The 12451-nt window shown below is 63.9% G+C and carries 15 protein-coding genes; 6 read left to right on the top strand and 9 right to left on the bottom strand.

The features are described 5' to 3' along the window. The first annotated feature begins 1 nt into the window (after position 1). The 5 genes from ACX80Z_RS08750 to rplI all read left to right on the top strand — a co-directional run bounded on the left by ACX80Z_RS08750 (position 2) and on the right by rplI (position 3238). Positions 2–1282: a M18 family aminopeptidase gene (locus ACX80Z_RS08750; RefSeq protein WP_459315586.1), complete on the top strand. Its 1281-nt coding sequence runs from the start codon at positions 2–4 to the stop codon at positions 1280–1282. Between the two features lie 184 nt (positions 1283–1466). Then, positions 1467–1772 carry a 30S ribosomal protein S6 gene (gene rpsF, locus ACX80Z_RS08745; protein WP_019482095.1) on the top strand — a complete coding sequence of 102 codons (306 nt, stop codon included), beginning with the start codon at positions 1467–1469 and terminating at the stop codon, positions 1770–1772. Positions 1773–1836: 64 nt separating this feature from the next. Next, entirely contained in the window at positions 1837–2421 is a 585-nt protein-coding gene (locus tag ACX80Z_RS08740; protein ID WP_019482096.1) for a single-stranded DNA-binding protein, read from the top strand. Positions 2422–2530: 109 nt separating this feature from the next. Then, the gene (gene rpsR, locus ACX80Z_RS08735; protein WP_005273147.1) at positions 2531–2770 is read left to right on the top strand and encodes a 30S ribosomal protein S18; all 240 of its coding nucleotides are present in this window, start codon (positions 2531–2533) and stop codon (positions 2768–2770) included. A gap of 18 nt (positions 2771–2788) precedes the next feature. Continuing rightward, entirely contained in the window at positions 2789–3238 is a 450-nt protein-coding gene (gene rplI, locus ACX80Z_RS08730; RefSeq protein ID WP_019482097.1) for a 50S ribosomal protein L9, read from the top strand. Between the two features lie 16 nt (positions 3239–3254). Here the strand turns inward: rplI and ACX80Z_RS08725 are convergent, their stop codons facing one another. Further along, the gene (locus ACX80Z_RS08725) at positions 3255–3782 is read right to left on the bottom strand and encodes a hypothetical protein (RefSeq protein WP_459315585.1); all 528 of its coding nucleotides are present in this window, start codon (positions 3780–3782) and stop codon (positions 3255–3257) included. Between the two features lie 593 nt (positions 3783–4375). Between ACX80Z_RS08725 and dnaB the strand changes: the two genes are divergently transcribed. Next, on the top strand, positions 4376–5758 hold the full coding sequence (gene dnaB, locus ACX80Z_RS08720) for a replicative DNA helicase (protein ID WP_019482099.1): 1383 nt from the start codon (positions 4376–4378) through the stop codon (positions 5756–5758). Positions 5759–5780: 22 nt separating this feature from the next. Here the strand turns inward: dnaB and ACX80Z_RS08715 are convergent, their stop codons facing one another. The 8 genes from ACX80Z_RS08715 to ACX80Z_RS08680 all read right to left on the bottom strand — a co-directional run bounded on the left by ACX80Z_RS08715 (position 5781) and on the right by ACX80Z_RS08680 (position 12362). Continuing rightward, positions 5781–7175 (bottom strand): DUF2254 domain-containing protein, encoded by a 1395-nt coding sequence (locus ACX80Z_RS08715; RefSeq protein ID WP_459315584.1) that lies wholly within the window; start codon positions 7173–7175, stop codon positions 5781–5783. A gap of 83 nt (positions 7176–7258) precedes the next feature. After that, a complete protein-coding gene (locus tag ACX80Z_RS08710) occupies positions 7259–7609 on the bottom strand; it encodes an iron chaperone (RefSeq protein ID WP_024475637.1) in 351 nt (116 codons plus the stop codon). A gap of 12 nt (positions 7610–7621) precedes the next feature. Continuing rightward, positions 7622–7921 (bottom strand): MoaD/ThiS family protein, encoded by a 300-nt coding sequence (locus ACX80Z_RS08705; protein WP_459303544.1) that lies wholly within the window; start codon positions 7919–7921, stop codon positions 7622–7624. 1 nt (position 7922) lies between these two features. Continuing rightward, on the bottom strand, positions 7923–9011 hold the full coding sequence (locus tag ACX80Z_RS08700; protein WP_459315583.1) for a WD40/YVTN/BNR-like repeat-containing protein: 1089 nt from the start codon (positions 9009–9011) through the stop codon (positions 7923–7925). 118 nt (positions 9012–9129) lie between these two features. Then, on the bottom strand, positions 9130–9963 hold the full coding sequence (locus ACX80Z_RS08695) for an ABC transporter permease (protein ID WP_459315582.1): 834 nt from the start codon (positions 9961–9963) through the stop codon (positions 9130–9132). Beyond that, a complete protein-coding gene (locus ACX80Z_RS08690) occupies positions 9960–10904 on the bottom strand; it encodes an ATP-binding cassette domain-containing protein (RefSeq protein WP_459315581.1) in 945 nt (314 codons plus the stop codon). The genes ACX80Z_RS08695 and ACX80Z_RS08690 overlap by 4 nt, the downstream gene beginning before the upstream one ends. A gap of 41 nt (positions 10905–10945) precedes the next feature. Next, positions 10946–11794: a DUF4097 family beta strand repeat-containing protein gene (locus ACX80Z_RS08685; protein WP_459315580.1), complete on the bottom strand. Its 849-nt coding sequence runs from the start codon at positions 11792–11794 to the stop codon at positions 10946–10948. Between the two features lie 79 nt (positions 11795–11873). Beyond that, positions 11874–12362 (bottom strand): histidine kinase, encoded by a 489-nt coding sequence (locus ACX80Z_RS08680; protein WP_459315579.1) that lies wholly within the window; start codon positions 12360–12362, stop codon positions 11874–11876. Positions 12363–12451 lie beyond the last annotated feature (89 nt).

Below are 12451 nucleotides of genomic sequence, written 5' to 3'. Positions count from 1 at the left end.
CATGACCGCCCTCCAGCACATCACCGATCTCGGCGCCTACATTGGTGCCTCACCCTCCAGCTTCCACGCCGCAGCTGAGGGCGCAGCCCGGCTGGAGGCCGCCGGGTTTGTCCGGTTGCAGGAAGCCGACGCGTGGACAGCACGGGAGGGCAAATTCCTGGTGGTCCGTGATGGTGCCCTGATCGCCTGGGTAACCCCGGCCAACGCCACCCCCGTCACCGGGTTCCGCATCCTGGGCGCCCACACCGATTCGCCGGGCTTCAAACTGAAACCCAAGCCCACCACCGGTCGGCACGGCTGGCTTCAGGCGGGCGTCGAAGTCTACGGTGGCCCGCTGCTCAACTCCTGGCTGGATCGCGAGCTGGCGCTCGCGGGCAGGCTCGTCACCCACGACGGCGTCGAGCACCTGGTGTCCACGGCCCCCCTGCTGCGGTTCCCCCAACTCGCGATCCACCTCGATCGGGCAGTCAACGACGGACTCGCGCTGGACAAGCAACAGCATATGAATCCGGTCTGGGGAGTTGGCGACCCACGCGACGCCGACCTCCTCGAGCTTCTGGCCGACTCAGCAGGGATTGCCCCGGTGGACGTTGGCGGGTACGACGTCGTCGTCGCGGACACCCAGCCAGGCAGCGTCTTCGGCGCGGACGGTGCGTTCTTCGCCGCCGGTCGGCTGGATAACCTTTCCTCGGTGCACGCCGGACTGGTTGCCCTGATCGCGGCGGGTGCCACAGCGGCCCCGGATGGGCCGATCGCCGTTCTCGCCGCCTTTGACCACGAGGAGGTGGGCAGCGCCTCCCGCTCCGGGGCGAGTGGGCCCTTCCTTGAGGATGTACTGCACCGCATTTCGGGTGGGCTGGGAGCGGAGTCCGAGGAACGCCGGCGCGCGCTGGCCGCCTCGTTCTGCGTTTCAGCGGATGCCGGTCACGCGGTGCACCCCAACTATGCCGAACGCCACGATCCCGTGAACCGCCCCATCCTCGGTGGTGGCCCGCTGCTGAAAATCAACGCCAACCAGCGTTACACCACCGATGCCCCAGGCGCCGCATATTGGGCCCGGCTGTGCCGCGAAGCGCGGGTACCGTATCAGGAGTTTGTCTCCAACAACGTGATGCCCTGCGGCTCAACCATTGGTCCGCTGACCGCCACCCGGCTCGGGATCCGGACGATCGACGTCGGGACCCCACTGTTGTCCATGCACTCCGCCCGGGAACTGTGCGGCGTTGAAGATCCGCACCACCTGGCCACAGCCACCGAACTGTTCTTCACCTCCATCAGGTAGCGACGAAGCCGGGGACCGGTTATCCACACGCGGTTCGGTGGGCCGGCGAATCTCCGGTAACATTGGTAAGTCTGCGCTGGCACCGGCCCGAACTGGGAATCAGGTGTCAGGCAGGCCAACGCAAATAGAACCTCCTGTTACGGAAAGACCGTGACCGTTTAGCCCAGAGGAGGTGGGTTCACAAATGCGTGCATATGAATTGATGGTAATCATCGACCCCGATGTCGAGGAACGTACCGTTGAGCCTTCGCTCGAGAAGTTCCTGAATGTCGTCCGCAACGGCGGCGGCACCGTAGACAAGGTAGACCTGTGGGGACGTCGTCGCCTGGCCTACGAAATCAAGAAAAAGGCTGAGGGTTTCTACGCTGTAGTCAACTTCACCGCCACTCCAGCAATCGCTGCCGAGCTTGACCGCCAGCTGAGCCTCAACGAGACGATCATGCGTACCAAGATCATCCGTCCCGAGGAGCAGAAGGTCTCAGCCGAATAATTTCGGCTTAGCTTCACAGATTAGGACAGGCCCACCACAGTGGGCTGTGACAGTAGGAGGCACCATGGCAGGCGAGACACTAATTACGGTCGTCGGTAATCTCACCAGCGATCCCGAACTTCGTTTCACCCCGTCAGGCTCAGCAGTGGCAAATTTCACCATTGCGTCGACGCCGCGGACCTTCGACCGCCAGTCCAACGAGTGGAAGGACGGCGAAACGCTGTTCCTCCGTGCGTCGGTATGGCGTGAAGCGGCAGAGAACGTTGCGGAGACCCTGACCAAGGGAACCCGCGTCGTCGCTCAGGGCCGCCTCAAGTCACGCTCGTACGACACCAAAGAAGGCGAAAAGCGCACCGTCATGGAACTTGAGGTGGACGAGATTGGTCCATCCCTGCGCTACGCGTCAGCCAAGGTCACCCGCACCCAGCGCTCAGGCGGTGGCGGCGGTGGTGGTTTCGGCGGCAACAGCGGCGGGAACAGTGGCGGCGGAAACAACTCCAACTCAGGTTGGGGCGGCGGCCAGCAGGGTGGTCAGCAGGCGCAACAGCCAGCTGACGACCCATGGGGCGCACCCGCTGGGGGCAACTCCTCCGGAGGTAACTCCTCCGGTTGGGGCAACGGCCCGGATTCGTCCGAGCCTCCCTTCTAACCCTTCTTTACCGGCAGGACCGCTCCGCTGTTGGCAGCGGCCACCCGCCAAGTAGTTCCCATCCCGCAGAATCGTTCTGCGGGCTCCACCAGACATAAGGAGCACCACGATGGCAAAGGCTGAACTTCGTAAGCCCAAACCAAAGTCCAATCCCTTGAAGGCCGCTGACGTCACCGTCATCGACTACAAGGACGTAGCCTTGCTGCGTAAGTTCATTTCCGACCGCGGAAAGATCCGTGCACGCCGCGTTACCGGCGTCACCGTTCAGGAGCAGCGCAAAATTGCGCAGGCAATCAAGAATGCCCGTGAAGTTGCCCTCCTGCCGTACTCCGGCGCAGGCCGCGGTTAAGGAAAGGAACCCAACCCAATGGCAAAGCTCATTTTGACCCATGAAGTAACCGGTCTTGGTGCTGCAGGCGACATTGTCGAGGTAAAGAACGGTTACGCACGTAACTTTCTTCTGCCCCGCGGCTTCGCCCTCACCTGGACCAAGGGCGGCGAGAAGCAGGTCGAGTCGATCAAGGCTGCCCGCCTCGCTCGCGAGCACTCCACGCTCGAGGACGCCCAGAAGCAGGCAGCTGCTCTCTCCGCCAAGCCGGTCAAGCTGACCGTGAAGGCCGGTGAGTCCGGACGCTTGTTCGGCACCGTCAAGGCTGACGACGTTGCGAAGGCAGTCGAGGCCGCAGGCCTTGGCACCATCGACAAGCGCAAGGTAGAACTGCCCGCCCACATCAAGTCGGTTGGCACCTACCAGGCGAACGTCCGCCTGCATGACGATGTCGCAGCAGTTATCGACCTGAACGTTGTCGCCAGCTAGTTCCGGCACGCATCATTCAGGACGGCTCCAGGGGCTCCCGCTTACCGCGGGGGTCCCTTTTGTCGTCCTCGGTCGGCCCACCGGGTGACACTCCGGCCTGTTCCAGCCCCAGGCCCTGCAGGTGCAGGGCGAAGGCGGGGCTGCTCATCAGCGCCTGCACCCGGTCCAGGGTGCTGACGCGTGGATCGCTCATGGCCGCCTGGTTGGCAGCGAGAGCCTGCCGGGTAGCCAGCACGCCGTCATCCTCATTCCCCGACTGCCCGGGCCCCAGCGGGGCGGCGACGACCGTTGGGTGGAGCCCTGGCGCGTCGTGGGCCTGGCGGGTTTTCGAATCGGTAGGAAGTGATGCGGTCCGTTGCCCAGTCCCCGGCCGCGGCGCGGGATAGTCAATGTCAGCCGGACGGCGGTGCGATTCACCAGACGATCCGGGCGCCGGGCCGGAGGCCGGGTCCGCCCCTCGATCACGGCGACCCACGTAACTGATCAACCCGCCGGTCAGGAGGAGCGCTGCGAGCAGCACTGCGCTGATCAGCTGTAGTTCCATCGACCTGTTCCCTTCGCCCCGGGGTGGTGTCCACTCAAAGTATCGCACCGCTCGGGGTACATCGCTGGTGGAAGTATGCCGGAAAGGTCATATTTCAGGTGGGGTGCGCGGCATGCGGGTGCGGTGACCGGTATATAGGCCGGTGGGACGTCGTTTTAACTGTGGTCCGACTCACACTGATAACCCACAAAGCTGTGGATAGCTGGTGAATAACTCGCCCCGTAGGCGCTGTGGGAGCATCTGTCAACACGCAAGTAGTGGATGAACGTTGGGTGACTGAAACATTTACTCCACAGGTCCTGGAGGGTGTTTGGCCTTGTCAGAGACATATTGGGTGGATAAGTATTTAGTTATCCACACTGTTGTCCCCATCCTGTGCACAAGACACGCCGCGTAATCCACAGTCAATCCACAGGGCCTGTGGATTACTCGCTTGGCAGGATGGTGCTTCGGCACTACCGTTGCGGAGTATCCCAGACGCTAAAACTGTCCGTACCGGGTGATAAGACTCAGTTATCAGACCGGATACGACCACCCCCGACGATCCGTCGGAGTGGTTCCCGGGGTAGGTAACTGGAAGAGAGAGTGCAGCGGTGTCCCTCACGCGCGTTGATTCATCAGAGGACACCCGGTCCCCGGAGTTCACCCGAACCCCGCCTCAGGACCTGGTTGCTGAGCAGTCAGTTCTCGGCGGAATGATGCTGTCCAAGGACGCCATCGCCGACTGCGTCGAGGTACTGCGCGGGGTGGACTTCTATCGTCCGGCCCACGAAAGCATCTACGAGGCCGTGATTGATCTCTATGGCCGCGGGGAACCCGCCGACGCCGTCACCGTCTCCGATGAGCTGACAAAACGCGGCGAAATTTCCCGCATCGGAGGACCCGCCTACCTTCACACGCTGATCCAGTCAGTCCCGACGGCCGCGAACGCCGGATTCTACGCGGAGATTGTGCGGGAACGCGCAGTGCTGCGACGGCTCGTGAATGCCGGGACCAAAATTGTGCAGCTGGGTTACTCCAACGACGGCGAGGTGGATGACATTGTCAACGCCGCCCAGGCCGAGGTGTATGCGGTGGCCGAGCGGCGAAGTGCCGAGGACTATGTCGCGCTGAAAGACATCATCGAAAGCACCGTCGACGAGATTGAATCGGCCGGACACCGCGGTGAGGGTATGACCGGGGTCCCGACCGGTTTTTTTGAACTGGATGAACTAACCCAGGGACTCCATGGCGGACAGATGATTGTGGTGGCGGCGCGGCCCGCGATGGGTAAGTCGACCTTCGCCCTGGATTGGGCTCGCTCCGCAGCGATCAAGCACAACATGACCACCGTCTTCTTTTCCCTGGAAATGGGGCGCAACGAGATTGCCATGCGCCTGTTGTCAGCCGAAGCCACCATCGGGCTGCAGGACCTGCGCAAGGGCACGATCAAGGACGAACAGTGGGGCAAGATCGCCACCACGATGGGGCGGATGAACGATGCGCCGCTCTTCATCGATGACAGCCCCAATATGTCCCTGATGGAAATCAGGGCGAAGTGCCGGCGGCTGAAGCAGCGCCATGACCTGAAACTGGTGGTCCTCGACTACCTGCAGCTGATGTCATCGGGCAAGCGGGTCGAGTCGCGTCAGCAGGAGGTCTCCGAGTTCTCCCGTGCGCTGAAGCTGCTTGCCAAGGAGCTGAACGTACCGGTGGTGGCACTCTCCCAGCTGAACCGTGGCTCCGAGCAGCGCACCGACAAGCGCCCGATGGTTTCCGACCTTCGCGAGAGTGGTTCGATCGAGCAGGACGCCGACATGGTGATCCTCCTGCATCGCGATGACGTCTACGACAAGGAATCCCCCCGGGCCGGTGAGGCCGACGTGATCGTCGCCAAGCACCGTAACGGCCCCACCAAAACCATAGTGGTCGGGTTTCAGGGCCACTATTCCCGGTTCAACAACATGGCTGTGGACGGTGGCGGCGGCGGGTTCTGACCGGGTTACCGGACCCTGGTGGTCAGACCCGGCCGCCTGCCACCGGGCCGCGTGGTGACCAGACGCCGTCAAGGGCCTGATTCACCTCGTCCAGCCGGCCCTGCAGGTGTTCCTGCACTGCCGGCGGGTGCGATTCCTGCCGGATAGCTGCAGCGACTCGCTGTAGCTGTTCGCGGACCGCCGGCTTGTCCTCATCAGCCGCGTGCCAGGCGACCTCCTGCAGCAGACTCAGGACCCGATCAACCACCGCCGGGTCGGAACTCCCGTAAAGCACTGGCTGGTCGAGGGTGATGTTCAGGAACGCGGCGAAGTCGGGGCGGTGGAGAATGACCCGAACCAACCCGTCGTCGTCGTGCAGTACGCGCTCTCCCAGCTCCCGCTGCGTGAGATCACACAACAACGCTGAAGTGTGCCCAAGCACGTGGATCGCGGTTGTTGGGTCGTTGATGCCGGGCGATAGCGCCTTGGCCGCCACATCAATAAGCTGTCGGAACCCGAAGGCGACATCCTGCACCGCGGTCCGTTCGAATCCGTAGTTGAAAGCGGCTACCACGTCGTGGCGGAATGCCTTCAGTGCTTCATCATCCATACTCGGCTCCCCGCTGCGCGCCCAGCCGACGGCCATGGGTACGCCTTTCACAAGGGACGAACCGACGCGGCAATCAACTCTCACGATCGCATGGTGCTTCACCGCTGCGGCAAGGATCCGTTCCTCATCAACCCCGGTCAGGAACCCGGACTTCGCCGCGACTATCAGGACCGCCGAGTCTGGCGCTACCGGCAGCACCGGGCTTGCTGAACCCCGTCGATCGGGGAATACCCGTTCAACGGTCGCCGCCGTTTCGCCGTGGACCTTACGCATAATCGTTTCCACTCTGATTTCCCGGGCCAGATGGGCCAGGAAAAACACCAGCCCGATGACGCTGGCAATCGCAAGCAGGAAGGCGAAAGTCACCGCAATGTGTGGAACAAACGCTTCCTCGCCGTCCTCACCGGAACGAACTGTCCGCAGGACGGTCAGCGCATAGGCGAAGGTGCCCAGGAACAGGGCCAACGTCGCGTGCACCACCCGGTCCCCGGTGAAGGTTCTCAGGAGCCGCGGAGAAAACTGGCTGCTGGCCAGTTGCAGCGTTACGACCGTCAGGGAGAAGGTCAATGACGTCGCAGTGATCAGCGAACCGGCCGTCGCCTCAAGGATGGCACGGCCAGCATCGGGACCACCGTTGATGAGGAGATAGGAAACCGCCGACGGCATGTCCTCGCCAATCGCGGCATCCAGGAGAGGGAGCCACACGCCCAGTCCGATTGCCACCAGTACGGCAAAGACCGGCAGCGGCCAGAGCTGCGTGCGCAGGGCATCGCCCGCAGCGCGAAACTTATCGCCGATCCGGCTGGTTGGGCCTGAAGTCATAGCCATCGGCGGTAGGGCTCCTTGTTGGTGTTACAGGTACCTGCAAAGCGTAGACCAGGCCGCCGTGGATTACCGTGAGCAACCCCAAGTTAGGCGGAACCCGTGATCTCAGCTCGCCGTGCCCGCACAATCTCAACAACTACCGTCGCCGGAAGGGGGTGTTCCGGCGTGAACCTGATCGTGCCGGTGGAAAGTGAATAGTCGCCGAGCCTTCCGCGGACCTGGTCGACTACTGCCGGTGAGAAGGGGTGGACCGCAAGGTGCCGGGCGCTGGCCGTGACACCGATCAGCGGTTTGCCCCCGACTTTCAATACGGGTATTCCGTAGCTCACCCCGGCGACGGCGTCGGGTGCCGCTGCGCGAGCGACAGCGATAAGCCGTTCCAGGCACTCACGCTCGGGTTGGCCCAACGCCGCCACTGCCTCATCAAGTGAATCCATCGGTGTATCCGGCTAGCCGCCGGCCACGGACTGGATGATCATCACCTCGGCGCCTGGCGGGACTGGTGTCGAAAGCCCCGCCAGGCGCCGCACGTCCTCCCCATCGACGTACACGTTGACGTACCGGCGCAGGGCGCCCGTCTCGTCACGAATGCGCCGGGCGAACACCGGATAACCCTCGTGCAGGGTGTCGAGTAGCTGCGCGAGGGGGACCGGCGATTCAGCGGCGACAGGCACCGATGACCGGTCGCCGATCAAGGGCCGCAAGAGGGTCGGAATCAGGACCGTCACACCGCCCGAGGTGGCGCCCACCCTAGGAGCCGACGACAGCTGAGGCGCGGACACACAGGACGTCGGGCAGGTGGGAGACCACTTCGGTGAACGTTGCGCCCTCGTCGGCGCTCGCGTACACGGTGCCGCCCCGGGTGCCGAAGTACACACCCACCGGGTCCAGCGCGTCCACGCCGGCGGCGTCCCGCAGCACCGCGTTATATTCCTTCTCCGGTAACCCCTGGTCCAGCCGCGTCCAAGAGGATCCGGCGTCGTCGGTGCGGTGCACTGCGAGCCTGGCAGCTGGCGGGATGCGCTCGCCGTCGGCCTTCAGCGGGATCACCCACGCCGTTCCAGCACGATGCGGATGCGCGAGCATCACAAATCCGAAATCCGCGGGCAGGCCCTCGGCAATTGATTCCCAGGTTTCGGCGCTGTCGTCCGACCGATAGACCCCGTGGTGGTTCTGCGCATACAGTCTCGTGGGCTCCACCGCGTCGCGGGCTATCTTGTGCACGCACTGACCGAATTCGGGGTTGGGGTCGGGCATGAAGTACGCCGAAATGCCCTTGTTCCGCGGCGCCCAGGACGTTCCACCGTCATCGGAGCGATACACCCCGCCAGTGCTCATCGCCACGTGGACTGTGTCGTCGACCGGGCTCGGAGCCACTGAGTGCGCTGCGGCGCCACCGAAACCGGCACCCCATTCGGGGCGGTGAGGGTGATCCCATAAGCCGCGATTCAGTTCGAAGTGCTCGCCGTAGTCGGTCGACTTCCACACCGAGATGGGCTGACAACCGGCCCAAACCACTCCCGGGCGGTCGGCGGAATCGGGATGGAGCTGCCAGATCCGTTCGACGGCAGCGTCGTCGTCCGCCGCGAACTTGATGGCACCGTGTTCGGGTTCAGACCAGGTGGCGCCGAGATCGTCGGAGTAGACCACCGTCGGGCCCCAGTGGTAGGACAGCACGCCCGCCATGACCCGGGTTCGGCCCTCACGGGTATCGATGCCCACGCTCGCCACCTCCTGCATCAAAAAGTGTGGGTCGGAGAGCGTCCAGGTCAGCCGGTCGGTGCTGGTCGCAAGCCAGAGGCCCTTCTTCGTGCCGATGGCCAGGAGAGTTGTTGTCATGGGGTCCTCGGTTCAGTGGGTAACTGATGTGAACACTGTAAACAATGGCATAGGCGCGGTGTCCTGTACATAGGTCGATCGGACGCCGCGGCGTCGTCGGCGACGTGGCAGGCTTGGGTCAGCGCACCGACTTCCGTTCGTAGATTGCCATCGACCAGGTGTGGCCGACGGCGATGATGACGGCGCACCACCCGAGCGACAAGCCAAGGTTCCAGTCCAGAGGGTTGCCGAGCAGCAACCCGCGGATAGCTTCAATGAAGGGGGTAAACGGCTGATACTGGGCAAACCACTGCAACCACTCTGGCATCGACGCGGTCGGGACGAACCCACTGCCGAGGAACGGCAAAAGGGTCAGTAGCAGTGGCCAGTTGCTGGCCGTCTCCACTGATTTGGCCTGGATTCCCATTGCCACGCCGAGCCAGCTGACCGCGTAGCTGATCAGTGCGATGAGCCCGACCGCGGTCAGCCATTCCAATGGAGTTGCGGTGGGTCGAAAACCAATCAGCAGGCCCACGGCTAGTACCAGTACGACGGCGATGATGCCCACGATCGTGTTGCCCAGGACGTGGCCAGCAAGAACGGCGGATCGCGGAATAGCCATGGTGCGGAACCGGGCGGTAATACCTTCGGTCATGTCCATTGCGGCAGTGATCGCGGCACCTCCGGCGTTGCCCGCTACGGTTACCAGGAGTATCCCCGGCAGCACGTAGGAGATATACGCTTCCCGACCCAAGTCCGGGTCCACGCCGGGCAGTCCGGCCCCGAGGGTGCCGCCGAAAACGTACACGATGAACAGCAAGGCCACCACGGGTCCGAGGATCGTGAACAGTGACAGGGCGGGGTAGCGGATCATATGCAGTAGGTTTCGGCGCAGCAGGGTGAGCGTGTCGGCGAAACCGTGGGATTGTCTTGTGGCGCCAGAACGTGCCGGCGACGCAGCGGTGGTGGTCATGGTGTGAATCCTTGGGTATCAATCCGGCCGGTGAGAGCGAAGAACACGTCGTCCAGGTCGGGGGTGTGGATACTGAGGTCGTCAACCTCCAGGTTGGCGGCGTGAAGGCGGTTCAGGAGAGTGCGAAGTGCACCCGGCGCGCCATGGCTCGGCACGGTGAGCGTTAGGGCCGCGAGGTCGCTTTCGGATCCATCGACCAGTTGGGCGGCGGACTGCAGCGCTCCGGTGTCAGGGAACCGCAACCGGACATGTCCGCCGGGTACCAGGCGTTTGAGCTCCTCCGGCGTACCTTCGGCAACAATCCGGCCTCCGTTGAGGACCGCGATCCGGCCCGCAAGGCGATCTGCTTCCTCCAGGTGCTGGGTGGTGAGGAGGACTGTGGTGCCCTCGGCCACCAGGTCGCGCACAATATCCCACATTGTGTGGCGGCTGCGCGGATCCAGTCCGCTGGTGGGTTCGTCCAGGAAAATGACCGTGGGCGTCGCAACCAGCGTCATCGCAAGGTCGAGTCGCCGCCGCATCCCGCCGGAGTATGTGGACAGGGGCTTCCGGGCGGCCTCGACCAGATCGAACTGTTCGAGGAGTTCGCTCACCCGGGTCCGCGAGCGTTTCGCGCCGAGATGCCGCAGGCGCGCCATCAGGCGCAGATTTTCTTCGCCGGTCAGGAGGTTGTCGACTGCCGAGAACTGTCCGGTCAGGCCGATGGCTGCCCGGACCCCGTTGGGGTCGCTGACGACGTCGCATCCTGCGACCGCCGCGGTGCCGGCGTCAGCCCGGATGAGAGTAGACAGGATATGGATCGTTGTCGTTTTACCCGCGCCATTCTGGCCGAGTAGGGCTGTAACGGTTCCCGCACTGACGTGGAGGTGGACGTCGTCGAGCACCACCTTGTTCCCGTACGATTTCCGCAGCCCCTCAACGCTGATTGCTGAAGTTCCCATGTCTGGTTCCTGGATTCTGTGTTCTCGATGAGCGCGCCCACCTACGGGGCGCGGTTGATGGAAATGCTGCCGCCATGGGTGCGTGCCCGGACGGCTACTGACTGCTCTGATGGCGCTGGTGCCTGATCGCCGGTGAGCTCATTGCGGATCTGGCCTAGCTTTGACGCCAGGTCGAGCCAGGCGGCGACGCCGCGCCGCACCCCGATGCTGATCTGGCCGAACCCGCTCTCGACGGCGATGCTGCCGTTTGAGACGTCGGGGAGGGTGATGCTGCCGTAGGCTGTCTTGGCCGTGACGGATGCCAGCGCCCGGGCGATATGGAGGTCGCCGTAGGAGAGCTTCGCCTCAAGTTCACCCGCGGCTTCCTCCACTGAAATGGCGCCATGGGAGGCCTTGAGGATGGCGTCGCCGGTGATGGCGCCGACCCGTATTTGGCCGTGGTCGGCAGTCACCTCGGCACCACCTCCGACCGAGCCGACTGTCGCGTTGCCGTGGCCGACCCGCAACCACAGGTCGCCCGTGGCGGCGTCCACTTCCACGGGGCCCATCGAGCTCTTGATCCGGGTGGCGCCCAGGCGGCCGATGGTGCGGACACCGCCGACAGCGATTTTGGCGGTGAGCCGCGAATCGGCTGGCAGCTCGATGAGCAGGTCCACCGATTCGGTGGGGCCAATCACGCTGAAGCGGGGCTTTGGGCCGGAGATAGTGAGCCGTTGCCCGTCGAAATCGACGGTTGTCGCTTCGGCGCCCCGGCGGTCGACCGCCCGGTCCGGGTTGGTGGCCGAAACGGTGACCACCGTGTCGGGCCGGTCGCTGGCAATGACGTCGATCGCACCGACCTGCAGATTGATGGCGAGGTCGATGGCACTGGGGGTGGTGTAGGTAGGCATGCTGAAGTACTCCCCTTGGTAGGCGTGTGTGTATTACCCCGCGGGCTCGCGTGGTTAATGGAGTTGTCAGGCGGACGGGTTAGCGCGCCCAGCCCGCGAAGTTGTCGCCGGTGCGCAGGGCACGCTGCGCTGAGCGTCGTTGCTTGGGCTGGAGCGCGGCCGCTACCGCCCGGACCAACCAGGTGTTGACTGATAGACCGTCGGCCGCCGCCGCATCATCCACCCGCGCCTTCAGCGCGTCGGGAAGACGGAGTGTGGTCCGGGTGGTGCTCGCATCCTCATGGTCAACAGCCACAGAGCTCGGTCCGTCCGCTTCCGTCTCCACTGCGGGCATGGAGACCACAAACTCGACCTCCCGGCCCCTGAGTCGGAGGTCCACGGACCCAGGTGCCAGGTCCCGGGTAATTTCGCCGGCTGCCGCCGACAGGACATCGAGCAGGACGATCCGGGTTGCAGCATCCAGCCCGGCGGCAAGCCGTTCGGCGATTGCCCGGGTGTCGTCGGCGCCGGTTTCGGAGGCGTCCACCAGCTGGCGTTGCAGGTCACGGATGTACTGCCCTAGTTCCATCTCACCATCGTGACACCATAGTGGTGTCATGTCAATGAATAAGTGGTGTCACTTTCTGAGTGGCCCGCACTGCCCCCGGTAAGCTGGAG

Source organism: Arthrobacter sp. TMT4-20, from assembly GCF_054510775.1.
This window is presented reverse-complemented; position numbering and strand designations above follow the sequence as displayed.